General features: G+C 69.7%; 22 protein-coding genes and 2 pseudogenes. 8 read left to right on the top strand and 16 right to left on the bottom strand.

Features of this window, described 5'->3' with window-relative positions:
• Positions 1-74: 74 nt before the first annotated feature.
• Together LZ198_RS16845 and LZ198_RS16840 are read left to right on the top strand one after the other, a co-directional pair.
• Positions 75-488 carry a hypothetical protein gene (locus LZ198_RS16845; RefSeq protein ID WP_253973000.1) on the top strand — a complete coding sequence of 138 codons (414 nt, stop codon included), beginning with the start codon at positions 75-77 and terminating at the stop codon, positions 486-488.
• A gap of 5 nt (positions 489-493) precedes the next feature.
• Entirely contained in the window at positions 494-748 is a 255-nt protein-coding gene (locus LZ198_RS16840; protein ID WP_253972999.1) for a hypothetical protein, read from the top strand.
• Positions 749-764: 16 nt separating this feature from the next.
• Here the strand turns inward: LZ198_RS16840 and LZ198_RS16835 are convergent, their stop codons facing one another.
• On the bottom strand, positions 765-1,625 hold the full coding sequence (locus LZ198_RS16835; RefSeq protein WP_253972998.1) for a helix-turn-helix domain-containing protein: 861 nt from the start codon (positions 1,623-1,625) through the stop codon (positions 765-767).
• Between the two features lie 151 nt (positions 1,626-1,776).
• On the opposite strand from LZ198_RS16835, the gene LZ198_RS16830 reads away from it, so the two are divergent.
• Entirely contained in the window at positions 1,777-2,421 is a 645-nt protein-coding gene (locus LZ198_RS16830; protein ID WP_253972997.1) for a glutathione S-transferase family protein, read from the top strand.
• A gap of 102 nt (positions 2,422-2,523) precedes the next feature.
• Here the strand turns inward: LZ198_RS16830 and LZ198_RS16825 are convergent, their stop codons facing one another.
• On the bottom strand, positions 2,524-3,450 hold the full coding sequence (locus LZ198_RS16825; protein WP_253972996.1) for a LysR family transcriptional regulator: 927 nt from the start codon (positions 3,448-3,450) through the stop codon (positions 2,524-2,526).
• A gap of 93 nt (positions 3,451-3,543) precedes the next feature.
• Between LZ198_RS16825 and LZ198_RS16820 the strand changes: the two genes are divergently transcribed.
• From LZ198_RS16820 to LZ198_RS16805, 3 genes and pseudogenes are all read left to right on the top strand, one after another.
• Positions 3,544-4,284 carry a sulfite exporter TauE/SafE family protein gene (locus LZ198_RS16820; protein WP_253972995.1) on the top strand — a complete coding sequence of 247 codons (741 nt, stop codon included), beginning with the start codon at positions 3,544-3,546 and terminating at the stop codon, positions 4,282-4,284.
• Positions 4,285-4,521: 237 nt separating this feature from the next.
• Positions 4,522-5,845, top strand: a pseudogene (locus LZ198_RS43655) (AHH domain-containing protein).
• Between the two features lie 3 nt (positions 5,846-5,848).
• On the top strand, positions 5,849-6,421 hold the full coding sequence (locus LZ198_RS16805) for an imm11 family protein (protein WP_253972992.1): 573 nt from the start codon (positions 5,849-5,851) through the stop codon (positions 6,419-6,421).
• Between the two features lie 91 nt (positions 6,422-6,512).
• Here LZ198_RS16805 and LZ198_RS16800 read toward each other — a convergent pair whose 3' ends face one another.
• Positions 6,513-7,634 carry a hypothetical protein gene (locus LZ198_RS16800; RefSeq protein WP_253972991.1) on the bottom strand — a complete coding sequence of 374 codons (1,122 nt, stop codon included), beginning with the start codon at positions 7,632-7,634 and terminating at the stop codon, positions 6,513-6,515.
• Between the two features lie 141 nt (positions 7,635-7,775).
• Here LZ198_RS16800 and LZ198_RS16795 point away from each other — a divergent pair, with 141 nt between their 5' ends.
• The gene (locus LZ198_RS16795; RefSeq protein WP_253972990.1) at positions 7,776-8,039 is read left to right on the top strand and encodes a hypothetical protein; all 264 of its coding nucleotides are present in this window, start codon (positions 7,776-7,778) and stop codon (positions 8,037-8,039) included.
• Positions 8,040-8,197: 158 nt separating this feature from the next.
• Here LZ198_RS16795 and LZ198_RS16790 read toward each other — a convergent pair whose 3' ends face one another.
• From LZ198_RS16790 to LZ198_RS16740, 11 genes are read right to left on the bottom strand one after another with little or no spacing between them, the layout of a single operon-like run.
• Positions 8,198-8,845, bottom strand: coding sequence for a hypothetical protein (locus LZ198_RS16790; protein WP_253972989.1), 648 nt, complete (start codon positions 8,843-8,845; stop codon positions 8,198-8,200).
• Positions 8,842-9,396: a hypothetical protein gene (locus LZ198_RS16785; protein WP_253972988.1), complete on the bottom strand. Its 555-nt coding sequence runs from the start codon at positions 9,394-9,396 to the stop codon at positions 8,842-8,844. The genes LZ198_RS16790 and LZ198_RS16785 overlap by 4 nt, the downstream gene beginning before the upstream one ends.
• 10 nt (positions 9,397-9,406) lie before the next feature.
• Positions 9,407-12,763, bottom strand: coding sequence for a glycoside hydrolase 5 family protein (locus tag LZ198_RS16780; RefSeq protein WP_253972987.1), 3,357 nt, complete (start codon positions 12,761-12,763; stop codon positions 9,407-9,409).
• A complete protein-coding gene (locus LZ198_RS16775) occupies positions 12,760-14,130 on the bottom strand; it encodes a GH1 family beta-glucosidase (RefSeq protein ID WP_253972986.1) in 1,371 nt (456 codons plus the stop codon). The genes LZ198_RS16780 and LZ198_RS16775 overlap by 4 nt, the downstream gene beginning before the upstream one ends.
• Complete coding sequence (locus tag LZ198_RS16770; protein ID WP_253972985.1) at positions 14,111-15,106, bottom strand: ABC transporter ATP-binding protein; 996 nt, start codon at positions 15,104-15,106, stop codon at positions 14,111-14,113. Before LZ198_RS16770 ends, LZ198_RS16775 begins: the two co-directional genes overlap by 20 nt.
• Positions 15,103-16,866, bottom strand: a complete 1,764-nt coding sequence (locus LZ198_RS16765; RefSeq protein ID WP_253972984.1) for a dipeptide/oligopeptide/nickel ABC transporter permease/ATP-binding protein — start codon at positions 16,864-16,866, stop codon at positions 15,103-15,105. Before LZ198_RS16765 ends, LZ198_RS16770 begins: the two co-directional genes overlap by 4 nt.
• Complete coding sequence (locus tag LZ198_RS16760; RefSeq protein WP_253972983.1) at positions 16,859-17,839, bottom strand: ABC transporter permease; 981 nt, start codon at positions 17,837-17,839, stop codon at positions 16,859-16,861. The genes LZ198_RS16765 and LZ198_RS16760 overlap by 8 nt, the downstream gene beginning before the upstream one ends.
• A 2-nt stretch (positions 17,840-17,841) precedes the next feature.
• A complete protein-coding gene (locus LZ198_RS16755; protein ID WP_253972982.1) occupies positions 17,842-19,494 on the bottom strand; it encodes an ABC transporter substrate-binding protein in 1,653 nt (550 codons plus the stop codon).
• Positions 19,491-20,336, bottom strand: coding sequence for a glycoside hydrolase family 16 protein (locus tag LZ198_RS16750; protein WP_253972981.1), 846 nt, complete (start codon positions 20,334-20,336; stop codon positions 19,491-19,493). The genes LZ198_RS16755 and LZ198_RS16750 overlap by 4 nt, the downstream gene beginning before the upstream one ends.
• On the bottom strand, positions 20,333-21,562 hold the full coding sequence (locus tag LZ198_RS16745) for an ROK family transcriptional regulator (RefSeq protein WP_253972980.1): 1,230 nt from the start codon (positions 21,560-21,562) through the stop codon (positions 20,333-20,335). Before LZ198_RS16745 ends, LZ198_RS16750 begins: the two co-directional genes overlap by 4 nt.
• A gap of 46 nt (positions 21,563-21,608) precedes the next feature.
• Positions 21,609-22,385: an ICP22 family protein gene (locus tag LZ198_RS16740; RefSeq protein WP_253972979.1), complete on the bottom strand. Its 777-nt coding sequence runs from the start codon at positions 22,383-22,385 to the stop codon at positions 21,609-21,611.
• Positions 22,386-22,745: 360 nt separating this feature from the next.
• Between LZ198_RS16740 and LZ198_RS16735 the strand changes: the two genes are divergently transcribed.
• Positions 22,746-23,054 carry a hypothetical protein gene (locus LZ198_RS16735; protein ID WP_253972978.1) on the top strand — a complete coding sequence of 103 codons (309 nt, stop codon included), beginning with the start codon at positions 22,746-22,748 and terminating at the stop codon, positions 23,052-23,054.
• Between the two features lie 22 nt (positions 23,055-23,076).
• Here LZ198_RS16735 and LZ198_RS16730 read toward each other — a convergent pair whose 3' ends face one another.
• Complete coding sequence (locus LZ198_RS16730) at positions 23,077-25,170, bottom strand: TonB-dependent receptor plug domain-containing protein (protein WP_253972977.1); 2,094 nt, start codon at positions 25,168-25,170, stop codon at positions 23,077-23,079.
• An 89-nt stretch (positions 25,171-25,259) separates the two neighbouring features.
• Positions 25,260-25,582 (bottom strand): annotated as a pseudogene (locus LZ198_RS16725) (PEGA domain-containing protein); the annotation flags it as partial.

The following is a 25,582-nucleotide window of genomic DNA, read 5'->3' as shown; positions in this document are numbered from 1 at the left end:
CTGGGGTCATTGGAGGCTTTGTCTCCATTCATTATCCTGGTGCTGCTTCTTCGAGTTCCAGGTGGGGGCCTCCCATGACGATTCGACGTGAATGGGTCTTCGGAACACATCGGGCGCACTTCGAGGAACCCGATCTCTTGTTCGTGGACTTCAGCGGCTCCACGGGGCTGGAGGACGCGAAGCAGTTGCTGGCCATCGTGCAGGAGGTGGTGGCGACGCAGGGGCCGCTGTTCGTGGTCCTGGACATCGACGGGTCCACCATCGACAAGCCGGCGCGGGAGCACTTCAGCGAGCTGTCCAACCCGGACTGGCTGCGAGGCGTCATCTACGTCGGGACCAATCGCCTCCAGATGGCGAGCGCCAAGGTCGTCGCGTTCGGCCTCTACTACACGGGCCGCTTGAAGGGTGACGTCGAGTTCGTGTCGAGCGAGAGGGCGGCGCGCGAGCTCATCGAGCGCAAGCGGGTGAAGGCGCGGGCCGCGCCCTGAGCCGGGTGCTGGTCCCTCAGGGCAGTGCCCCCAAGGAGGGGCCGGGGGAGCTCCAGGTCAGTGGCACCCCGCCGGAGGCCTTCGCGGCCATCCGCCAGAAGCGACTCGCCGCTCAACCCTCCGACAGTCCCCACGCCGGCGGGTTCGGCATCCCCGTCGATGTCTGTGAATCCCTCACGGGATTCCGCTACGACAACCTCGACACCGTCACGGAGCCCTATATCCACCTCTTCATGTGCGTGGGGGACTTCTATTGGTAGCAGGGGTGAACCACGGCTACCGCTTCCTCTCCGATGTCTGGAGCGCGTGCAGGTGCTGACGTGCTTCCTCGTCCGCGGGGAAGAAGGACTCGATTCTCAGCGGGTCGGTGGTGATGTCCTGCGGGTTGCCGAAGGTCGAGCACATCGACAGCAGGCGGATCCGAAATGCCCCGTGGGCGTACTCGATGGGCGTGACGAGGGGCAGCGCGATGGCGTCGGGCGGAGGGAGCGGTAGGTCCGCCACGTCGGGATATCCCAGCAGCTCGGTGTAGAGGTTCGCGAGCGCCTCGCTCGGCCGGCTCTGGAGTTGGCGGCGCAGGTGCGCGAGCATCCGCGGGGCGACCTCCGTCCAGTTCACCATGCGCTCACGCAGGCCCGCGGGGTGGAAGAGCTGGCGCATCATGTTCCGGGCCCGCGACTCGCCCACCACGCGCTGGAGGGGCGCGGGGTCGAAGGCCAGCGCCGCCGTGAGCCGTCGCATGCCCGTGTTGAGGCGGACGATGTCCCAGGTGCCGTCGACGACGAACGCGGGGTTCGGGTCGAGGTGGGAGAGCATGACGTCGAGGGCCTCGACCACCGGCCGCATCGATGCGTCGTCCCGGGTGCTCTGGGTGAAGGTCCCGGTGAAGCCGGCCGTCTCCAGGAACACGTTGCGCTCGTGCGGCGAAAGGTCGAGGACGTGCGCCAGCAGCAGGACCATGTCGCGGCTCGGGTGGGTCCTCCCCACCTCGAGGAAGCTGACGTGTTTCTGTGAGACGTGCGCCCGGAGAGAGAGCTCCAACTGGGAGAGCTTGCGCGCATGACGCCAGTGCTTGAGTTGCGTGGCGAAGGCCGCTCCGGGGCCTGGCCCGGACAGCGCTGGCGGAGTCGGTGCCACGTGTCACCTCGCCGTGTCCGCGTGGGCTGAGAGGGGGATGCCCGCAACTACCTTCGAGGTGGTTGCCGCGTCCTCGCGCCGCCGCCACAGTGCCCGACGTCGACGGCGTTTCGCGACGGTCGTGACCATCCGAACCGAACCCAGAGGCCTCATGACGCGCATCCTTTACGGCTTTCCCTTGTCCGGCAATACGCACCGTGTGCGCCTGTTCCTCTCCTTGCTGGGGCTCGACTACCGCGAGCAGAAGGTGAACCTGATGATCGGCGAGCACCGCCACCCCGAGTTCCTGGCGCTCAATCCGCTCGGGCAGGTGCCAGTGCTGGTCGACGGGGAGGTCGTGCTGAGGGACAGCCACGCCATCGTCCACTACCTGGCCCGGACCTACGACCGCGCCGACGTCTGGCTGCCGAGGGAGCCGGCGGCGGAGGCGCGGGTACTTCAGTGGCTATTCATGGATGCCAATGAGTTGCACAACGGCCTCGGGCTCGCGCGCAACCACCTGGCCTTCGGTGTGGCATGTGACCTCGTCGGCGCGCAGGCTCGGGCCCGCGCGGCGCTGCGGGTGCTGGAGCAGCGACTGACGGGGGAACGATGGTTGGAGTCGGGGCGCCCTACGCTGGCGGACGTGGCCTGCTATCCGTTGGTTCGTCTGGCGGACCAGGCCGGGTTGCCGCTCTCGGAGTCGCCCGGCATCGCGGCGTGGCTGACGCGCGCCGAGGCGTTGCCGGGCTTCGTGAGGATGCCGGCATGGACATCGGCGACGCCTGGCCAGAGGCAGGTGACGTCAGCGCTCTGATGCTGGGACGGGCTGCCGCCCTCTCCCCCGAACACATCCAGGTCACGACGGCGCTCGAAGGGCTCCAGGCGCTGGACCGGGACGCGGGGGGCGTGAAGTCGCTCATTCCCGAGTCTTCTCCGCGACCTGTCCCGCCGGTCCAAGGGTTCCCGCCGCCAGGTGTCGGAGCAGGCTCTGGACGGCGGCTGACACGTGGTTGAAGTCGCGGAAGCACAGGCACAGTCGCCGCCGCGCCCAGCTGTCCGTCAAGCCCACGGTCTGGAACGCATGGCGCCTGCGCAAGCGCCGGGCGCTGCCCTGCGGAACGATGCCCACGCCGATGCCGTGCGAGACCAGCTCGCAGAGTCCCTCGAAGGTCTTCATCTGGACGCGGACCTTCGGGGCGCGGCCGGCGCTTCGGGCATGTTCCTCGATGTGCTCCTGAAGCGCGTTGCCGGGGGACAGCCCGACGAACGGCTCGCCCAGCACGTCGGCGAAGCGGACCGTCTTGCTCCTCGCGAGGCGATGGCCCGTGGGAACGACCAGGACCAGGTGATTGCGTGCGACAGGGTGGAGCCGCAGGCCGTCGGGTTCCACGGCATCGGACACGACTCCGGCCTCGGCGAGACCGGCGGAGATGGTCCTGACGATCTCCGCGCTGGTCCGCTCCTTCAGCTCGACGTTCAGTCGCGGGTGCTTGGCCAGCCAGGGGGCGAGCTTGGAGGGCAGGAACTCCGTCAGCGCGGCGGTGTTGGCGTAGAGGTGGAGGGTGCCCCGAGCGCCCGCGGCGAAGTCCCGCAGTTCGTCCTTGAGCAGGGTCTGCTGGCGTAGAATCAGGCGCGCGTGATGGGCCAGGGCTTCACCGGCCTCCGTCGTGACGACCCCACGAGGACGTCGTTCGAGGAGCGGGACGCCGGCATCCGCTTCGATGTTGCGCAGACGCTCGCTCGCCGAGGCCAACGCCAGGTTCGCCCGGACGGCGCCCCGCGTGATGCTTCCCGCGTCCACGATGCACAGGAAGAGCTGGAGGTCCGCGAGGTCGAGCCGCAAGCCGTCACCGTTCCCTGGGCCTTCGGCTCATCCGAAGGCTGGGAGGGAAATACCACATTGTGCCGGGTGGCCAGGGTGGCTCCTATTCACCGCATGGACGAGGCTTCACTGGTTCGGTTCGCGCTGATCTTCACGCTGGCGGGCGTGGTCAAGGGCGTCACGGGCATGGGACTGCCCACGGTGGCCATGGGGCTGTTGGGGATGACGCTGTCCCCGGCCGCCGCGGCGGGGATGTTGGTGGTTCCGTCGTTCGTGACCAACGTGTGGCAACTGGTGGCGGGGCCGGCAGTCGTGCCGCTGCTGCGTCGCCTGGGCGGCATGATGCTGGGCATCGTCCTGGGCACGGTCCTGGGCGCGCGGTTGCTGGTCAGCGTCGAGCCCGCCTGGTCGAGCCTGGCCCTGGGCATCGCCTTGAGCGTCCATGCGGTCCAGGCCCTGTGTTCCCCGGCCCTCTCGGTTCCGGAGCGGAGCGAGGCCTGGTTGTCGCCGGTGATGGGGCTCGTCACGGGCGTCATCTCGGGGGCGACGGGGGTCTTCGTGATTCCGGCCGTGCCCTATCTCCAGGCCCTGGGGCTGGAGAAGGAGGAGCTGGTGCAGGCCCTGGGGCTGTCGTTCACCGTCTCCACCGTGGCGTTGGCGTCGGGGCTGCTGGCGCACGGGGTGTTCCGTCTGGAGCAACTGGGGCTGTCGTCCCTGTCCCTCGTGCCCGCGCTCGCGGGCATGTGGTTGGGGCAGAGGGTCCGCGAGCGAATCAGCCCGAGCGCCTTCCGGCGGTGCTTCTTGCTGTTCCTGTTGTCGATGGGGCTGGCGTTGTCGGCCAAGCCTTTCTCGTGAAGGGGCGCAGGGATTCTGGAGCGTCGCCATTGGCGGGTCCAGTCCGATGGTTGGGGGTGCCAGGGACTGATGGACCCCGCTCGGAAGCCCAGGTGTCTCCGTGGCGGGTGCCTTCGGCCATTGTGGATTATTCAACCTTGGACGTCCATGGCAAGTGGGTGAACTTGGAGGTCGATGTGGCCGGATGTTATTCCGCGCCTCGCTTGCCGAGGTGTTGGTGGGCGAAGTGGGGGGCACATGAGAGCATCAGGGGTTCTTGCGCTGTTGCTGCTTGCGAGCGGATGCGCGTCGACTCGTATCGTCCATCTCGATACGGGCCGAGGCGCATCCATTCCGTATACGCCTGTTGAGTCGGACCCTGTCGAGATTGGCGAAGACGCGTTCAAGCGTGCGGTCGTACAGCTCGTACTCGACATGCAACTCGACGTGGCCTTCAGTGAGGCCGAGCGGGATGACCGGCGTACCCTGCTCGCGTCCCATGGAGGAATCGTCGATGGGGCGCAGGGGAGGCCCGTTCCGGCGGCATACGAACGGATCTGCCAGCGTCAGGGAGAGGTTCTCGGCTGCCTGAACATGCTTGCCGGTGGCATGACGTTCGGGCTCATGGAGCGACGCATGATGGCGCTCTATTTCGCCCTCGACACGGTGTGGGAAGGGGTCGAGGAGGCGATTCAGGGCATGGTGAATGCCGCTGCCCTCCGGGCGCTGGTGACGACGATGATTGGGACGGCGCTCGTGATGCTGGTCGCTCCTGAGCCCGTGACGAAGTTGGTCGCGGTCGCGTTGACGGCGTCCCTGATTGCGTACCTTGGGACAGGTCCAGTCTGGAGTCTCGGACGTGGGTTCCTGCGGCTCATGGACGAATCTCGAGATGCGGTGAGCATCGAGGAGTTGATGCGAGCAGGGCACCGCTTCGGAAAGGTGTTGGGAGACAACGGTGCTCGCGTCCTGGTGGTCGTCGCGCTCTCGGCTCTAGGTGGAAAGGGCGCCATGGCGGCGCAGGGGCCGAGGCTGCCGGGATTCGCCCAGGCTGCGAGTCGAGCACCGCTGGAAGGAGGTTTTCAGCTCGCGGGGGCTCTGGCCGGAGAGGTTCGGGCGATCTCCCTCTCCTCGGCGGGTGTGTTGAACGTGGTTCTGGCGCCGACGGCGGTCGCCACGAGCGTGATGGGCGCAGGAGAGGTTGCGGGGGGGCATGGCGGGCGCCATGGGCGGCATCCAGGGCGATCCCGAGGGCAACGTGCATCACATCTGCACGGACAAGAACATGGTCTCCGACGCGAATGGTGGGCCGTGGACCCCACGCTTCGAATGGCTCTTCGCCAAGGCGGGGATGAAGCTGAGCGACCCCGCCAATCTCATCCGTTTGAAAGGGCACGAAGGGCCGCACCCGCAGGCGTATCACGACGAGGTGTTTCGTCGGCTCCAACTGGCAATGGCGCGATGCAGGGGCCAGGCTCAGTGCAGGGACTCCCTGGTCTCGGAGCTTGCCAAGATTGCGCGCGATCTCGTAGAGGAGGGGTCGAAGTTGCGTCAACTCGTCATGGGCCGTACCGGGAAATAGGTCGTGGAACGACGATTCTTCGAGCTGAGCGCGGATCAGTACGTCAAGGGACGTTGGCATCTGGGCGACCCGACGGACGCACAGGGCCAGGAGATAGACGACATCTGGTGCTTCAGTGACGGAAAGCCGGTCGAACTGCACGAGCGACTCCGCATTCCCATCTATCGGCCCGGAGAGCCTTTGGATATCGAGTTCGCCGGGATTGGCCTGACGCCCATTGTCAGTGAGCGAGTTGCGTCTGTGTTCAGGGAGATGGCGCGTGAGGATGTGCAGCTCTTCCCCGTGGATGTCGAAGGACAGTCGAAGCCCTTCTTCCTCCTGAATGTCCAGCGCGAGATTCGTTGTATCGATGACGCTGCATGCAGGGAGGTGCAGTACTTCACCGAGGACGATGTGATGCCGGAGAAGGCGGGGACTTATCGCTCCGTGATGGGACTGCGGATCGACAAGTCGAAGATCGGGAATGCTCGCGTATTCCGCCTCTGGGGGTACCACCTCTACTTCGTGGTGGATGAGGAGCTCAAAGATGGCTTGGAGGCGAACGGCATCTTCGGCGGTCGATTCGAGGAAGTCTGACTCCTCTTCCCCCCCTGTGAACTCGCCCTGGCGTTGCCGATAGTCGGCAACACCAGCCCCAGGGCTCGGTGCTCCAACCTGGGACTGACGGTCACTCGAACGTGGACTGGGTGACCTGGATGGGCGTGTCGTCGTGGTTGGAGATTTGCGGGTACGTCGGGTACCAGGAGCCGCCCTTGTTGTTGCGGATGACGGAGCGGTCGATGCGGATGTTGCCCGAGTGGTCGTTGCTCACGAAGAAGATGGCGCTGCCGTGGGCGTTGACCTCGTTGTCCTCGATGCGGGTGCCGCACAGGGACAGCGTCATCGTGTTTCCGTCGTTGTAGATGGCGCCGCCGCTGCCTCCGCCCGGCGTGCCGGGCTGGGCGGGGTTCGCGCCGTTGCCGATGGCCCGGTTGTGGGAGAACAGGCTGTTGAGGATGTTCCACGACACGCCGATGCTGCTGATGCCGCCACCGTTGGAGCAGACGCCTCCGTATCCGGACTTCCCTCCGAAGGTGGTGTTCACCACGTGGACGGGCAGGTTCTTGTACTGGCTGAACACGCGCAGCGCGCCGCCGCCCACGTCCGGTCCGGTGTCGGCGCAGACGTTGTTGAAGAAGCGCGAGTTGATGACCTTGAGGCGCCCTCCGCGCACCCAGACCGCGCCGCCACCGTCGAACTCCGTCTCCGGTTTGGAGTTGGCGTCCACGAACGTCAGGTTCTGGAGCGTCAGGCGAGGATGGTCCTGGTCCTGGCAGTGCGACGTGGTCCACACCTGGGCCTGGTCGCACGTGTTCATGTAGAGGATGCGGTGCTTCCCCGCGCTGCTGAGGGTGACCAGGCCCTTGCCGTCGATGACGATCTCCGGCCCCGTGTCGTTGAAGATCTTCGCGGTGCGCTCGAGGGTGATGGTGACCGGCTCGGGGCCACAGTCGAAGGTGATGATGCCGCCCTTGGCCACCGCCTGGATGACGGCGTCGGAGGTGCAGCTCGCCGGAGTCCCGGTGCCGACGACCGAGGTGGGGCGGGAGACGTCCGCGAGCCCGGCCTCGGCGGGGACGGCGCAGGTGGCCTCCGCGTTGGGGTTCCCCGCGGGCGGACCGTCCTGGGGGTTCGTCAGCGGGTTGGGGACATCCACCCCCTTCTCCTCATCCGAACAGCCCGCCGCGCCGGCCAGGGTGATTCCCAGGACCACGAGCGCGGACCACCGACGGTGTCTCTCCAGGTGCATGGGTGCAGTGTAGACCCACTCTGGTTCCACGGGTGGGAGGAGGCGCCGCGTCATCCCTCGGACCCGTTCGCGGGTCTCTGCCGTATTTCTGGAGAAGCGGACTCCGAATAGGATTCCGGCCGCAACCCCGACGGAGGATGCATGCGAGCAATCATCGTGAGTGGTCTGGCAGCGATGGCCTGTATGGCCGTGGGATGCGGTGCACCGGTGGAGCAGGAGGAGGTCCAGGACCTGTCCTCGCAAGAGGCGGCGATTCCTGACTGCTCGGGCAGCCCGGATTCGTTGATCATGTACTTCCGGGACGCGACCTTCTCGGAGCAGATTGGCGGCCGGGGCTGCCACTGTGGCTGGTGGGAGAGCTGGGGGCAGACGTCTGCCTACCGTCAGTACGTCTCCGAGTGTTGACCTGTCCGAAAGGGCGCCGCGTCAGGGCTGAGTGCCGCGATGTCGGCGGGGTGGGTTGGAGCCGGTAGCGACGTGCGACACGTTGGAGAGAGCCCGGCGCTCCAGTGGGAGTTCCGGGCTCATCTCCATCCGCCGCCGCGTCACCCGGCCCGACGTCGTCAGTCCACCGTGAAGTACAGGTTGTCGAGCAGCAGCGAGTTCCCCGCGGCGCCCTGGCCCGCGATGAAGACGAACGGGGCCTGGATGGCGTTGAGCTTCACGCCCGCCGCCGTGAAATCCGACACGGGGATGGCCACGTGGTGCCACTGGCCGTCGTTGACGTAGCCGTACTTCCCCACGTCGACCTGGATGCCCTTGGTGTCGCTCATGCCGATCTTCACCGAGGAGAACCCCGGGTCCGCCGAGTTGAGGCTGACGTGGAGCGTCTTCCACGCGTCGAGGTTGTGGGGCGTGTCCCAGTGGATGCCGAAGCCCAGCCACGTCTTGCCCGTGTGGACGACGCGGTCAGCCACCTTGCCCTCGATGCGTGTCGTGGACGACTCGATGTTGGCCGTGCCCTCGTACAGGTAGATGTGCGTGTCCACGTCGTTGACGATGATCTCCTCGGACTTGCCGCCCTCGTAGAAGCCCACCGCCAGGCGCCGCTGTCCGGCCTGATAGGGGAAGGGCCCCGGGAGGATCTCCTCCTCTCCTCCCGGTCCCGGTCCGTCCGGGTCGGTCGGCTGGTGGTTCTCGTAGTCGGAGTCACCCGGGTCGGGGCGGCACGACGCCACCGCCAGCAGCAGCATGCACACGGTCCGCTTCATGGCCTCACCGCCTTGTCCGTACCGCTCGAGGTCCGCACCAGCACCCAGCCTCCCGAGACCGTCCCGCCCAGCTCCACGATGGCCTTGTAGGCCGGCGTCGCCAGGTCGTACGCGGGCTGCCCCGACGCGTCGTACGCCCACGCGTCCGGGAAGTTGTCGAGCATGGCCTGGTAGCCACGGATGGCCATCTCCCGCACCACCGGCAGGTCCTCCTGCGCCGCGAGCCCGTTCTGGTACACGCGGACCAGGTTGAGCGCCGTGTAGTACTGCGCCTCGCCATACGCTCCCCGCGCGAGCACCGTCGCCCACGCGTAGAACGCGGCCACGGGCCCCGCGTGGGTCTGGATGTCCCACTTCGTCAGCTCGCCCGGCATGGAGTCCGCGAACGGATTGTTCGGGTCCTCCAGCACGAGCGTGCTCGGGTAGACGCCCACGGTCGGGTCGTAGACCGCCAGCGTCAGGTCCTCCAGCGACTCGCCATATTCGTAGCTCGCGCGGTCGTAGCAGCCGGACAGGGCCAGCGCCGCGACGAGCAGGAGACACGTCCTCATACGTCCTCCCTCAGAGCGACAGGATTGCATAGGCCCCCACCTCGTATTCGCGACCCTCGAGTCCCTCCGCGATGGCCGTCTCGCTCATGCCCTCCGAATACCCGTCGAGCATGCGCACCAGCCCTCGCAGACCGAAGCGCGTGGACACCGTCCCGAGCACCGGCTTCTTGAGCCCGTAGGACAGGTCTCCCCCCACCTGGAGCGGGTACGTGAGGTTGAAGACCCGGTGATAGTCATACGGGCCCCAGTCCTTCACCCGGAACTGCGCGGACAACAACAGCGTGTCGTACAGCGCCGACGCGTCCAGGCCGAAGCGGTGGATCTGCCGCGCGTCCTCGCCCGCGGACAGGCTGCTGCCCACGAACGCCGTGCCGTACAGCTTCAGCCGCTGCGTGGGGTTGAGCACCGCGCGCAGCGTCGCCTCCCACTCGTCCCGCGCCGGCGGCGCCCCCGCGAAGGCCACCGCGCTGCCGTCCGCGAGGATGGCGATGGTCGCGTCACGCGACGTGGGCTGCCGCCGGTAGACGATGTCCAGCCCCGCCGCGAAGAACGCGTCCTCGCGCATCTCCCGGTCCCACTGCCAGAACCACGTGCCCGGCGTCGGGTCGAACGTGATGAGCAGCTCCGCGCCCAGCGTCTCGCGGTTGTCGAGCACCGTGAACGCATCCGCCAGCACGTTGCGCGCGCGGATGGCCGGGTAGTACGTGCCCGTCTCCCGGTCGAACCGGTCGGGGATGTTCGGGTTCGGGCCGATGAGCGGCTTCTGGTACAGGAGGTTCGGCGCCACCTCGAGGGTTCCCAGCTGGAACGCCGCGCCCGCCTGCGCGCCGAAGTGGTTTCCGCGCCCGCTCTCCCGCAGGCTCCAGCCCGTCAGCACGATGCTCGGCTCCGGACCGCCGTCCGCCACGAGGCCACGGAAGGAGCCCTGCGCGAACAGCCGCACGCCCCCGCCCAGGTCATACGTGGCCCGCGCCTTCGCGCCGAGCGTGTCGAGGAACTGGACCTTGTCCCGCAGCACCTCCTGGCCCGTGCCCATGTAGCCGGGGCCGGACGTGTCGCGCGTCCAGGTGAACTCCTCGCCGATGCGCTGCGGCGCCGCGAGGATGCCGCCCACGTCGAGCTGGAGCGGCCCCTTGTTCCACTCCCAGGTGAGCGCCGTGCGGCGCGCCACGCGCTCGCGGATGACGGAGGCCGTCGTCTGCGTGCCGCCCCGGGCGATGTCCTCCTGGTGCACCAGCGTCACCGCCATGTCCCCGAAGCCGTGCCGGTACTTGGCCACGATGGACGGGTTGGCGCCCCAGTACAGCTCCGGGCCGACGGCGATCTTCAGCCCCTCGAACGAGCGCTTGCCGCTGAGCACGACGCCGAACGGCGCGTTGCCGTGGTAGATGTCGACGTTCGGCCCGTAGTTGGCCTCGCGATACAGGCCGAAGAAGTCGCCCTCCTCGCCCCAGTGGTAGTGGCCCACGCGGTAGAAGCCGTCGAGCGCGAAGTCCGCGCGGTCCAGCTTGAACTCCGCCTGGTAGAGCGCGAAGCGGTCGAACCCCGTCACCTGCGCGCCGCCGACGCCCGGCGTGGGCGCCGCGCCCGGCGTGGGCGTGGTGGGCGCGGGCGTGTTGCCCCGGTTCTCGTAGAAGAGGTTGTTGAGGCGGTTGGTGGCGACGTTGCCCACCACGTTGAAGGACGCCCGCCCGTACACCCCCGTGGCCGGCTGGAGCGCCAGGTCGAAGAAGATGGACTCCGTGTGGTCGGACGCCGTCAGGTTGGGCCGCGTCGTCGCGATGCTGCCGCGCGACAGGCTGCTGTCGAGCACCAGCCGCAGGTTGGAGACGCGCACCGCGCTCAGCTCATCCGCCTTCGCCAGCGCGATGGAGGACTCGTACCCCTTCGCCAGCTCCGACGGTCGCAGCGCGGAGAAGTGCGCGTGGATGCGGTCCAGGTCCGTGTCCGGCGCGTACGGGTCCAGCCGGAAGGCGGCCTGGAGCACGTAGTAGGCCGTGCGCGGCTGGATGCGGGAGATGCCCGCGTCGTCCGGCTGCCCCAGGGCGCAGATGCCGAACCACTCCTCGTTCATGTTGTTCTGGCCCGGCACGAAGTCCGCCGCGTAGCCGCCGTTGGGCCACGAGGCCGTCGTGTCGTGGATGGAGAGGTTGGCCTCCTGGCCCATCTTCCACCAGCCGTCCACCCACTGGAACGTGAAGCCCCCGAGCGAGTTCGCCGCGCGGCCCTGGCCGTACGTCTGGGTGTAGATCTCCTCCCACTGCTGGCGCAGGTACTCCGCCTGCGCCAGGTGGTCCTCGCGCCCCTCCTTGGCGTTGAACGCGTCCGCGCCGAACTCCGAGAACAGCACCGGCTTGCCCGTCTTGCGCAGCACCTCCTCGAACAGGTCGCGCACGCTGGGGCCGCGGTAGACGTTGGCGCCGAGGATGTCGATGTCCTGCCCGTACTTCGCGATGAGGTCGATGTACTGGAGGTCGCCGTTGGCCAGGGCCACCGGGTGCTTCGCGTCACGGGCCTTGATGGTCCGCGCCGCCTCGTTCATCAGCGTGTAGAGGTTCACCGCGCGCGCGGCGTCCTCCTGCCCGGGCCCCGGGAGCGCCTCGATTTCGAACGACGTCCAGTGCAGGCCGTAGTTGTTCTCGTTGCCGAGCAGCCACAGCACCACGCCCGGCACGCCCCGGTACGTCTCCACCTTCTTCGCCAGCTCGTCCAGCAGCGCCTTGCGGTGCGCGGGGTTGGCGTAGTCGATGTTGGGGATGAACGCGCCGTTGACGGTCGCGCCGTAGCGGCCCATCAGCGGGTTCACCACCGTGGTGACCCCGTAGTTCGTGTAGATGTACTCCACCCAGCGCGGCGGGATGTCGTCGAACTGGCGGATGGAGTTGACGCCCATGTCGCGCAGCAGCGTCATCTCCCGGTTGAGCACCGCGCGCACGAAGTCGTCGGGCTGGTTCCACAGCGAGTACCGGTAGTTCTCGCCGATGGGCGTATAGCCCCAGTTCATGCCGCGCAGCAGGAAGTCGCGCCCGTCCACCTGGAGCTTGAAGCCCGAGTCGTCATGGACGATGCGCGCCACCAGCGCCTTCTCCGTGCCGGCCTGCACGTCCACCGTCGGGAGCGTGAGCGGCTGGTGCGCGGAGGTCGCGGGCGTGGGCTCCGGAGGCGTGACGCTGGCGGGCGTCGCCGTGGGGGGCGCGGCGCCCGTGGGCGGCGCGGCGGGCGCCTGGGTGGACTCCACCGGCGCCACCTGCGGTTGGCCCCCGGCGGGCTGGGCCGTGGGCGTGGTGGGCGCGGCCGCCTGCCCGGCGAGGGCGGGTGTCTGGTGCAGCGCGACCACGAGGAGGGGGGTGAGGAAGGGCAGTCTCATGCGGCCAGCTCCACATCCAGCCCGTTCTGGGCCACCACGGCGCGGTACAGGTGCGCGCTGTCCTTGGGGATGCGCTTCTGGGTGGCGTAGTCGACGTAGACCATGCCGAAGCGCTTCTGGTAGCCCCACGCCCACTCGAAGTTGTCCATCAGCGACCAGGCGAAGTAGCCATGGAGCGGGACGCCTTGCTGGATGGCCTCGAGCGACGCCTCCAGGTGCGTGCGCAGGTAGTGCACGCGCTTGGTGTCACGCACGCGGCCGTCCGCGTCCGGCCCGGTGGCGTACGCGGCGCCGTTCTCCGTGACGTAGAGGCGGCCCGGCGCGTAGTCCTGGTGCAGCCGCACGAGCAGGCGGGTGAGCCCGCTGGCGTACACCTCCCAGTCCATGTCCGTCTTGTCGTCGGAGACGTGGACCGTGCGCGGCGCGTTCTGCGACTCGGGGATGCGGTCGCTGCGCAGGACGGCGCGGTTGTAGTAGTTGACCCCCAGGAAGTCGATGGGCGTGGCCATGTCCGCCAGGTCGCCCTCGCGCACGAACGGCAACACGTCCGACTTCAGCCGCCCCGCCGCGACGTGGTCCGCGACGACGTCCTTCGGGTAGCCCCGGCCGTAGAGCGGGTCGAGGTACCAGCGGTTGAACCCGCCGTCGAACGACCGGCACGCGTCCAGGTCCTCCAGGCTGGGCGACGCGGGCTCCGCGGGCACCAGGTTGAGGGTGATGCCCACCTCGGCGTCCCGCACGTTCGAGCGGATGACGGGCACCGCCTGTCCATGGGACAGCAGCGTGTGGTGCGCCGCCGCCAGCGCCTGGCTCCAGTCCTTGATGCCGGGCGCGTGCTCCCCGTTGGCGTAGCCGAGGACGCTGATGCACCACGGCTCGTTGTGCGTAATCCAGCGCTTCACCCGGTCGCCGAGCTTCTGGCTGACGATGTCCGCGTATTCGACGAACGCGCCCACCGTGTCGCGAGAGGCCCAGCCGCCCTGGTCCTGGAGCACCTGCGGCAGGTCCCAGTGGTACAGGGTGACGACCGGCTCGATGCGGGCCTCCAGCAGGCCGTCCACCAGTCGTGAGTAGAAGTCGAGCCCGGCCGGGTTCACCCGTCCGCGCCCCAGGGGGAGGATGCGAGGCCACGCGATGGAGAAGCGGTAGGCCTTCAGGCCCATCCACCGCATCAGCTCCACGTCCTCGCGCCAGCGATGGTAGTGGTCGCACGCCACCTCACCGGAGGTGCCGTCGGCGATCTTGCCCGGCGTGGCGGAGAACCGGTCCCAGATGGATTCACCGCGACCGTCTTCGTCGACGGCGCCTTCAATCTGGTACGAGGAGGTGGCCACACCCCACACGAAGTCATGAGGGAACTGCCGCATCGTCAGCGACTCCTTTCGAGGACTCGAGGTGGCAGCGGACGAGGTGCTCCGCCGCGGGAAGGTGAAGGGGGGGCGCCGCGTCGTGGCAGCGCACGTCGGCGTGGGGACAGCGGGGCGCGAAGGCACACCCCAGGGGGGGCGCGGGCCCCGCCGGCGTGCGCGCGGGCAGGGGCGTGCGCAGGAAGTCCGCGCCGTCCGGCACGGCCGACAGCAACAGCCGCGTGTAGGGGTGACGTGGCGTGCGCAGCACCTCGCGCGTGGGGCCCGTCTCCACCACGCTGCCCGCGTAGAGCACGAGCACGCGGTCGGCGAGGTGGTGCGCGCTCGCCAGGTCGTGGGTGATGAAGAGGATGCCGATGCCCCGCTCGCGCGTCAGGCCCTTGAGCAACTGGAGCACCCCGCGCCGCGTGGACACGTCCAGCATGGAGGTGGGCTCGTCCGCGATGATGACCTCCGGCTCCACCGCCAGCGCCCGGGCCACCGCCACGCGCTGACGCTGCCCGCCGGACAGCTCGTGGGGGAACCTCCGCGCCAGCTGCTCCGCGGGCGTCAGCCCCACCGACTCCAGCAGCGCATGCACCCGGGGCGTGAGGTCCGCGCCCGAGGCCCGACGGTGGCGCAGCAGCGAGCGCTCCAGGTGGTAGGCCACCGTGTGCACGGGGTTGAGCGAGGCGAACGGGTCCTGGAAGACCATCTGCACCCGCCCCCGGTACGCCAGCGAGGCCGCGCGCCCGCTGCGGGCCAGCACGTCCTCTCCGCCCAGGCGGAGGTCACCCGCGTCCGGCGTGTCCAACCTCGCCAGCAGCCGGGCCAGCGTGCTCTTGCCGCTGCCGGACTCCCCGACGAGCGCGACCGTCTCGCCCCGCTCCAGGGTGAAGGACACGTCGCGGAGCACGGTGCGCCGCTCGCGCGACAGCAGGCCTCCCACGGGGAAGCTTCGCGTGAGGCGGCGGGCCTCGAGGAGGGGCGTGTTCATCGACGACCTCCGGGCAGCGCGGCGAGGCCGGGTTTGTTCGTGGCGGTCGCCTGCTCCAGCACGTCCGCGGCCGGCGGCGGGACGTCGTCCGCGCCCAGGTGGGGGAAGGACGACAGGAGCAGTCGCGTGTACGGGTGGCGGGCCTCCGTGCGCAGCCGCTGCGCGGTGTCCACCTCCACCAGCTTCCCCGCCTGGAGGATGCCCACGCGGTCCGCCAGCGCGAGCAGCAGCGGCAGGTCATGGGTGATGAAGAGGATCGCGAAGCCCAGGCGCGCCTTCAGCTCGACGACGCGCTGGAGCAGCTCCTTCTGCACCACCACGTCCAGCGCGGTGGTGGGCTCGTCCATGACGATGAGCCGCGGCTCCAGCGCGAGCGCCAGGGCGATGCCCACGCGCTGGCGCATGCCGCCGGAGAGCTGGTGCGGCCACGCGTCCACCAGCTCCGGCTTCAGCCCCACCATGGCCAGCAGCTCGCGGGCCCTGGCGTAGGACGCGGCCCGCGAACCGGTGCGGTCGTGCGCGGCCAGCGTGTCGTGGAACTGCTCGCCCAGGGGCAGCACCGGGTTGAGCGCGCTCATCGCGCTCTGGAACACCATGGACACACGGCTCCACCTGAAAGCGCGGAGCGCTTCGGGCGACAACGCGGTGACGTCCACGCCCTCGAAGAACACGCGCCCCTGGGTGATGGCCGCGGCCGGAGGCAGCAGGCGCAGCAGCGCGGAGCCCAGCGTGGACTTGCCGCTGCCGGACTCCCCCGCGAGGCCGAGGATTTCGCCCGGGGCGATGTCGAGCGACACCTGGTCCACCGCGCGCGTGAGGCCGCCTTCCGTCGTGAACTCGATGCTCAGCTCGCGCACGCTCAGGAGCGCGCCGGCCTCCGGGGCCAGGTGCACGGGCGTGGCGGCGGGCCGGGCCTCGGGCGCGCGGGGCGGCAGGCGCAGGGCGGGGTTGGTCAGCTCGTCGATGGCGGAGCTGAGCAGCGTCAGCGAGAAGCCCACCAGCGCGATGCACAGGCCCGTGGGGACGAAGATCCACCACGAGCGCGTCAGGAGCGCCGCGTCGTTGCCGGCCCAGTACAGGTTGGTGCCCCACGTCACCGCGCCCACGTCGCCCAGCCCCAGGAACTCCAGGCCCACCTGGGCGCCCACCGCGTACAGCGTGTTGCCGATGAAGGACGACGCCACCAGCGACGCCATGTTGGGCAACAGCTCGCGGGTGATGATGCGCGCGTGGCTCTCGCCCGCCACCACCGCCGCCGCGACGAAGTCCCGGCCGCGCAGGGACAGCGCCTCCGAGCGGAAGATGCGCGCGTTCCACGCCCAGCCCGCGAAGGTGAGCACCACCACCATGCGCAGCGGCCCGGAGGGCAGGTAGGCCCCCAGCACGATGGCCAGCGGCAGGCCGGGGATGACCAGGAACACGTTGGTGGTGAGCGTCAGCGCGTCGTCCACGCGTCGGCCCAGGTAGCCGGCCGTGACGCCCACCAGCGCGCCCACCAACGTGACGAGCGCCCCCACCGTGAAGCCGATGGCCAGCGTCTCCCGCGCGCCCACCACCGTCTGCGCGAGCACGTCCTGGCCCTGGCCCGTCGTGCCCAGCAGGTGCGCGCCGGAGGGCGGCTGGTGTGGCTGGCCCAGCAGCTCCGTCGGGTCCTGCACGAAGAACGGACCCACCAGCGCGAGCACGAGGAAGCCCAGGAGGATGCTGGCTCCCACCGCCGCCTTGCGCTGGCGGAGCAGGCGTCGGATGGCGTCACGCATGGGCGCGGGTCCTCGGGTCCAGCCAGAGGCAGAGCAGGTCCACGGCGAAGTTCGCGGCGAGCACCGCCAGGGTGATGACGAGGAAGAGCCCCTGCATCAGGGGGTAGTCCTGGTTGCGCACCGCGAGGATGAGCAGGTAGCCGGTGCCCGGGTACGAGAAGACGATCTCCGTCAGCAGCGAGCCGCTGAGCACGAAGCCCAGCGCCATGCCGAAGCCGGTGACGTTGGGCAGCAGCGCGTTGCGCGCGGCGTAGCGCCACATCACCTGTCGGGCCGGCAGGCCCTTGGCGTGCGCCAGCCGGAGCGTGTCCGTGCCCAGCACCGCCACCATGGTGTTGCGCATGCTCAGCATCCATCCGCCCAGCGTGGCCACGACGATGGAGGTCGCCGGCAGCACCGCGTGCCGCCCCATGTCCGCCAGGAACGCGAGCGTCAGCCCCGGCTCCAGGTCGTGCGAGTACGCGTGCCGCAGCGGGAACCAGCCCAGCCCGAACCCGAAGAGGTACAGGGCCAGCATGGCCAGCCAGAAGTAGGGGAACGCCCCCAGGAAGGCCAGCACCGGCGCCAGCGCGGAGTCCAGCCACCCGCCCCGGTTCCACGCCGCCAGCACGCCCAGCGTCGTGCCCACCGCGAAGCTGATGACCACCGCGCACCCGGCCAGCCCCACCGTCCACAAGAGCCCCGTGCCGATGACCTCCGTCACGGGCGACGGGTAGTAGGCGTACGACAGGCCCATGTCCCCGGTGAGCAGGTGCTTCAGGTAGGTGAGGTACTGCACGTGCCAGGGCGCCTCGGTGAAGCCGAAGGCGGCGCGCAGCGCGACGAGCGCGTCCGGCGACAGGCGCCCCTCGAAGCGGGCGAACATCGCCGTCGCCGGGTCCCCGGGCGTCAGCCGGGGGATGACGAAGTTCATCGTCAGCGACGCCCAGGCCGCGAGCAGGTAGAAGCCGAGCCTGCGGAGCACGTAGTGCATGGTCAGGGGCTCCTCGGGGCGAGCCGCGTGAGGACGAGCAGGCTGTCCGGCTCGGCGTGCGGCGACAGCCGGGCGTACGGGTCCGTCTCGGTGGGGAAGCCCGTGAAGCGCTTGGAGTTGGCCTCGCCCCAGGACGGGTTGGGGAACAGGGGGATGGCCGGCGCCGTCTCCGAGAAGCGCCGCTGCACCTGGACCATCAGCGCCTGCTGCTCCGCGCGCGCGTCCGTGGCCTCGAAGCGCTCCAGCAGCGCGTCCGTCTCCGGGTCGCCGAAGCGCTGCCAGTTGGACGCCGCCACCTCGCCCACCGGCCGCACCGTGGCCGAGGACAACATCCACTTGTAGAAGGTGTACGGCGTGGGCCCGTCCAGCGACCAGGAGATGGAGAGCTGGAACTCGCCCTTCTGGAGCCGCTCCTGCCACGCGCCGAACTCGTACGTGCGCAGGTGCGCCTGGACGCCCAGCTTGCGCAGGTCCCGCGCCACCACCTGTCCGGCGCGCACCCAGTCCGACCAGCCGCCCACCACCTCGATGTCCAACGCCAGCGGCGAGCCGTCCGGCCGGCGCCGCACGCCGTCCGCGCCGAGCCTCAGCCCCGCCTCGTCGAGCAGGCGCGCGGCCTCCTTCGCGTCGTGGCGCACCCACGCGTCGTCGGCCACGTCCGCGTCGCGCCAGGTGGCGTACGCGTCGTTGAGCCCGGTGGCGTCCGCCGGCCGCGTGTAGCCGTACATCGCGATCTCGACGAGCCGCTCCCGGTCCAGCGCCATGCTCAGCGCCTTGCGCACGCGCACGTCGTCCAGCGGCGGCAGGGTGGTGTTGGGGTAGAGGAAGACGGTGCTGCCGAACAGCGGGAACCAGCGGGCGTGGTGCGCCGGGTCCTTCGAGACGAAGGTGCGGTCCACCGCCGGGATGAAGTTGCCGGCCCAGTCCACCTCGCCCTCCACCAACGCGAGGTTGGCCTGGTCGTTGGTGGGGAAGGCCAGGAAGCGCAGCGCGCGGACGGCGGGCTTGCCCTTCTGCCAGTAGTAGGGATTGCGCCCCAGCTCGAACACCTGGTTGCGGAAGACGTTCACCTCCGTGAAGGGGCCGGTGGCCACCGGGGTCGGGTTGGTGAACGTGACGGGGTCCCCGACCTTCTCCCAGACGTGGCGCGGGACGATGGGCTGCGCGGCCAGGTCCCCGAAGCCGGGGATGAAGACGCGCGAGAAGGTGAAGGCCACCGTGTGCTCGTCCTCGGCGCGCACCTCCGACAGGAAGCGCCACACGCCGCCCGCGTCGAGCGCCGCGTGCTTGCGCAGGAGCTGGAACGTGTACGCCACGTCCTCGGCGGTGAAGCGCCGGCCGTCGGACCAGCGCACGCCGTCGCGCAGGGTGAAGCGCAGCGTGCGGCGGTCCTCTGACCACGTGTGGCCGGTGGCGAGCCACGGCTGGTAGCCGCCGGTGGAGGGCGTGTACAGCTCCAGGCACTCGTAGACGCCCGCGCGCGTGGGCCAGCGCGAGCCGGCGCCCGCGAACAGCGGGTTGAAGTTGCGCACCCACGCGCTGCGCTGCTCGACGGAGACGAACAGCGTCCCCGGCGGGCGCGGCCGTGGCTCCAGCTCGCAGCCCCCGGTGGCGAACAGCGCCAGCAGCGGGAGCAGCCAGCGCGCGGAGCTCATTCCACCCTCGTGTAGGCGCGCACGTAGTCGACGCGCATCACCTGGGGGAACTGCGTGGTGCCGTCGATGGGGCCCACGAAGTTGCCGCCCACCGCGACATTCAGGATGAGGAAGTGGGGATGGTCGAAGACCCAGCGCTTGCCCGCGGGCAGGTCCTTCGGCGTCACCTCGAAGTAGACGACGCCGTCCACCAGCCAGCGGATGCGCTCCGGGTCCCACTCCACGGCGTAGAGGTGGTAGTCCTCGTACAGCTTGCCGCCGCTGACGACGTGCTCGGCGCCCAGGTTCTCTCCGCCGGAGTAGCCCGGGCCGTGCAGCGAGCCGCGGACGATGGCGGGCAGCTGCCCCCGGTGCTCCATGATGTCGATTTCACCGCACGCGGGCCAACCCACCTTCTGGAAGTCCGCGCCGAGCATCCAGAACGCGGGCCAGATGCCCTTGCCCGTGGGCAGCTGGATGCGCGCCTCGAAGCGGCCGTAGGTGGGCTCGAAGCGCCCGCGCGTGTTGATGCGCGCGGAGGTGAAGTCGTTGCCGCCGTACTGCTCGCGCCGCGCGGTGATGAGCAGGTGCCCCTCACCATCCAACGACGCGTTCTCCGCCCGGGCCGTGTTGTGCTCGTACTGGCCATTGCCCCAACCGTCGCCGCCCACGTCCGCCTGCCACCGCTCGGGGGAGGGCAGGCTGCCCTGGGCTCCGTCGAACTCGTCCTGCCAGACCAGCCGCCAGTCCGCGTGGGACGGCTGCGCCGTGGTGGGGGGCGGGTCGGCGCGTCCGTTCCGGGCCGGGTCACAGGCCAGGGCCCCCAGGGCCGCGAGCCACGGGAGAAGGCGGCGGGTCGTCATGCAGGAGTCCTTCCGACGTGTTGGGGTGGGAACAGCGCCCGGCTGCGCAGGGCGGCCTGGAGCACGAGCGTGGCGGCGCCCACCGCGATGGCCTTGTCGCCCAGCGCGGAGGTCACGATGCGCGTCTCCGCCATGGAGGTGGACAGCGCGCGCTTGCGCACGGACGCGCGCAAGGGGTCCAGCAGGAGGTCTCCCACGGACGAAATCTCCCCGCCGAGCACGACGATGGCGGGGTTGAGCAGGTTGAGCAGGCCCGCCACGGCGATGCCCAGGTACTGGCCCAGCCCGTCGATGATGGTGCGCGCGGCCGGGTCCCCCGCGCGGGCGCCCTCGACGATTTCGCGGATGGTGGGCGCCTTGCGGCCCTTGGAGCCCATCAGCTCGCGCGCGCGCTCCACCAGCGCCCCCGACCCGATGAGCGTCACCAGGCAGCCGCGCAGCCCGCACAGGCACGGCGGGCCCGCCGAGTCCACGGCGATGTGGCCAATCTCCCCCGCGGTGCCGCCGGCGCCGCGGTAGACGTCCCCGTGGATGATGTGGCCGGAGCCGATGCCCGTGGCCAGCTTGATGTACGTCAGGTCCTCGCCCCCCACGCCCGCGCCCCAGTAGCACTCCGACAGCGCGCCCAGGTTCGCGTCGTTGTCCACGAACACGGGCATGTCGAACGTGCCGCGCAGCGCGTCCTGCACGTCGTAGCCGCGCCACGCCGGCAGGATGAGCGGCGACATCTTCCCCGGCGCGGACGGGTGCACCGGGCTGGGGACGGCGACGCCCATGCCCACCACGGAGCGCTTGGGCACGCGCTCGGCGTCCAGGCACTCCTGCACCAGGGCGCGCACGGCCTTCAGCGTGCCCTCCGGGTCGTTGCGCACCTGCTGCGGCGAGTTGCGCGTGGTGCGCACGCGGCCGCGCAGGTCGGTGAGGACCACGGTGACGTGGGTGGCGCCCAGCTCCACGCCGATGATGTTGAAGGCGTCATCCCGGAAGCCGATGAGGGTGGGCCGACGGCCGCCGCGAGACACCCCGGCGCCGATGCTGCGCACCAGGCCGGAGTGCTCCAGGTCCGCGACGATGGCGGACACGGTCGACGGGCTGAGCTCCGTCCTCCGGGCAATCTCCGCCCGGGAGATCTGACGCTCGCGCCAGATCATGTTGAGCAACAGGCTGCTGTTCTGCGCCCGCATGCCCGCCGCGTCGACCGTCAGTGCCGCCGTTCCCACTTTCATCGTCCTCGTACGCTCCGTTCCGCCGCGCGGAAGCGAAGGCGGGTGGTCACCGCCACTGGATGTCGTCGAGGAAGAAGACGATGGGAGTCGTCCTGCCCCCCGTCACCCAGCCAAAGCCACCCGCCACCTTCCGATACCGGACGCGGCTGACGTCGATTGTGTACTCCTTTGGCTCCGCGGTGAGGGTGATGTCGCCGGTATCCATGGTGAATCCGTCGGCCTTCGTGCTCAGGCCCACCAGGAACTTGACGACCTCGCCGCCGGACGCGCCCCACGCGTAGAAGGAGAGGACGGACGCGCCATCCGGGACCTCGAAGCCGGGCAGGTCGCCCCAGTTGCCTTCGGGGTACTGCCACCAGACGCCGGCCCAGTTCTGTCCGCCCGCGGTGTAGGTGAACTTGTGGCAGGTGCCCTTGCCGGTGCCGGGGCGCGTCGCGGCGCACTCGACTTCATCCGTGACGAGGTTGCTCGCGCCGTCACCCATGTAGCCGCCGGGAATCCAGGTGCCGTCCACCGGCAGGGGCAGCTTCACGGTGGGGCCCGCGTCGGGCGTGCCGGAGTCGGGCGTGGTGCCGGAGTCGGGCTCTCCGCCCCCGTCGGGCGTGGTGCCGGAGTCGGGCGCGCCGGAGTCGGGTGTCCCGGAGTCCGGTGCGCCGGAGTCGGGGGTGCCGGAGTCGGGCTTCGTGCCGGAGTCGGGTTGCGTGCCCGCGTCGGGGAGGGGGTCGTTCCCCTCGTCCTCCGGATCACAGGCTCCGAGCAGCGTGACTCCGGCGACCACTCCCGCCACGGCCCACGACCAGGCGAAACGCTTGGGGTGTTGCATGGGACTTCCCCTCCCTTGCTGGAAAACTTCGTTCGTACTGCGAAGTAACCGCGAGGCGCACACGTCCAGGGACCGCGTGGAGCGGTGCGTCAAGAGCGTCGTTCTGCGTCAGAGGAGAATGCGGTGAATCACGCCGTGCCCATCCGCCCACACCCCCGGGGCCCACCGTCATTCCGTCACGAACGTGAATCGCGTTCGTTCGAGTGACGAAGAAAGTACCAGCGACGTCGGCGCGAATGCAAGCAAGCGTGGATGTCTGTCTTCTTGACGCGGTGGTCCAAATGCACGCGGCGTCGGGAGAAGAAGCTGCTCGTCCCTCCGGCGCCTCCGTGCTGAAACGGGGTCCGGCTGGGAGGAGCGATGACGACGACGATGGATTTGGAGGAGCTGCTTCGCCGGGTGCGGTCGCTGCTGGAGCGCGACCCGACGACGAAGGCGCAGGTCGGGCCGTGGGTGGAGGCGTCGCTCGAGCTGATTCGCCGGCTGAAGACCGCCACGCCCGAGGTCCACGAGGCGCTGGACGAGCACTTCTACCATTACCTCTCGGACGGCGACATCCGAGGGAAGGACCCCGCCTACCGGGAGGCGCAGCTCGAGGGCTTCCGCGAGTGGTTGGCGGAGACCGAGCGCAAGCTCGCGGCGAAGGAAGACGCGGGCCCGGGAGCGTGAGGTCCCCGGGCTCGCGGGGACGTCACTCTCCCAGGTCGGTGTAGCCTGGCTCGAAGAGGTAGCTGAGCTTCACCATGAACTCGCGGGAGAACACGGGCAGGGGGGCGTGGCCGCCGTTGTAGGGCTGGGCGATGCGGAAGTTCGTCCCGGTGATGTTGTAGACGCCCGCGCCGATCTCCAGGCCCTGCGTGCCCACGTTCTCCGCGCGCACGAAGAGGTTGAGCAGCACCTGCGTGGGCAGCTCCTCCACCGCGGAGACGCCGTCGTCATCCGGCACGTCCACCGCGAAGCGCCGCCCCACCAGCGCCGCCGTGGGGCTCACCGTCACCCAGGGCAACACCTTGAAGCTGCCCGTCACCGACGCCTTGTGCGTGGGCATGCCCGTGAAGGCGTTGGAGTGCCCCGGCACCTGGTAGTCCGCCACGTCGTTGCGGCCCGACGGCGCGTAGAACGAGTAGCTCAATCCCAGCCGTCCCCAGCTCCCCTTGAGGTGGTAGTCCAGCTCCACGCCCCGGCTGCCCAGGCGCCCCAGGTTGCGGTACAGCTCCTCGTTCGCCACCGCGTCGTACGAGTAGATGATGGGGTCGGACACCGCCACGTCGAACACGTTCGCGCTCACCGCGTGCCCCTCGCCGAAGCGCAGCGTGCCCTCCAGTTCGTACACGGTGGTCCGTTCCGGCTTCACGTCCGCGCCCAGGCTGATGTTCTCGATGCCCGGCGCCCGGAACGCGCGGCTGAAGAGCGCCTTCGCGCTGAACGGCCCGAAGCCGCGCAGGAGCACCAGCCGGGGCACGAACGAGCTGCCGAACTCGCTGTGGTTCTCGTAGCGCGCGCCCGCCACCACCGTGACGATGGGGTTCTCCGAGAACGCCTCCACGAAGCCCGCCACGTTCAGGTACGAGACGCTTTCCTCCTCGTCCGCGCCGAACGCCGTCTGGAGTCCCACGCCCGCCGGCCCCTTCAGCTCGCCCTGGTCCGACGCGACGTCCACGCCGCCCGTCAACTGCAGCCAGTCCAGCGCCGCCCAGCGCGCCATCGTCCGGCCGCGAATCCGCCGCACCTGCTTCTGGTAGTAGTACTCGGAGGCTTGGTCCGCGTCGCGGAAGGGCTCGGAGATGGTCAGGTTGAAGCGCGGGATGATCTCCAGCCGGTCGCTCGGACGGAAGCGGTTGCTCAGCTCCGCGTGGAACGACTCGAAGTCCGTCTTCGCGGGCGCGGCCAGCACCTCGTCATAGGCGACGATGGCCGACGTGTTGAAGCGCTGGTACAGCACGCTCAACTGCAAGTCCTTGTAGCCCACGCCCGCCTGCACCGTGGTGGGGTCCAGCTTCGTGTTGCCCCCCATCTCCGCGGTGTTGCCGAAGAAGTCCTGGAACCGCGCGTCGCTGCGCTGGCCCTGCCCCAGCGACGCGGACGCGAACACGCTCAGGCCCGGCGCGGACTCGAACACCTTGCGGCCCGACAGCGTCACGCTGCGGTGGCCGTTCGTGGACTCGAGCTGCCCGTAGGTGCCCGCGAACATCAGGTCGCTGCTGCCCTGCACGCCGCGGGTGATGACGTTGATGACCGCCAGCTCCGCGTTGCCGCCGTAGATGACCGAGCCGGGGCCGCGCACCACCTCGATGCGCTCGATGAGCTCGATGGGAAGCTCGTTGCCCAGCTGCATCGTGGAGTAGAGCTGCTCGTTGAGCTCCTTGCCGTCCACGACCAGCAGCACCTTGCCCTCGTACCCCCACAGGCCCCGGAAGCCCGGGCCCACCGCGCCCTGCGTGTCCACGCCGAAGAAGAAGCCCGGAATCTGCAGCAGCAGGTCCATCAGGTCGCGGGCGCCGGAGTTGCGGATCTCCTCCGACGTCATCGACGTCACCACCGCCGGCGAGTCCCGCAGCTTGGTGATGGCGAACGACGCCACCTGGCTGTGCACGTCCGCGTCCTCCTCGAGCGGCAGCGTCTCCGCGGTGCCCTCTGCGGGCGTCGTCGCGGCGGGCGTCGTGGCGGCCGGCGGCGGGTGGGCGGCCGCGGGCGGCGGGACGTCCTCCCACTGTGCCAGGGCGGGAGGCGCGCCCGCGAGGAGCATCAGCAACAAGGAGCGACGAGACCAGGGTGTGAGACGCATTCAGGGGACCTCGGGACATGGACGGGGCGTGGGCGGCGGGGGGCCCTCGTCCAACGGGGAAGGGATGTCGCGGTGCGCTGGGGGGTGGGTCAGCGCACGCGCACGGCGACGCGGCGGCCCGGCTCGACGGCGACGCTCATGCGTCGCTTCACCTGGCCGTTGACGCGGACCTCCACGCGAGCGGTGCCCGCGGGGATGTCCTGCGCGATGAGGGGAGGGAAGCCGTAGGGGCGGTTGTTGACCCAGACCTCGCCGTAGAGGGCGGGCGAGGTGATGTCGAGCTCACCCTTGCCGGCCACGGCGGCCTGGGCCACCGTCGTGGGCGCGGTGGAGGCGGCGGCGGGCGTCGCCACGGGCTCCGGCGGGGCGACGGCGGGCGCGGGCGTGGGCTCCGCCACGACGGCGGGCGGAG

This window comes from Myxococcus dinghuensis (assembly GCF_024198235.1).
Classification (GTDB): domain Bacteria; phylum Myxococcota; class Myxococcia; order Myxococcales; family Myxococcaceae; genus Myxococcus; species Myxococcus dinghuensis.
This window is presented reverse-complemented; position numbering and strand designations above follow the sequence as displayed.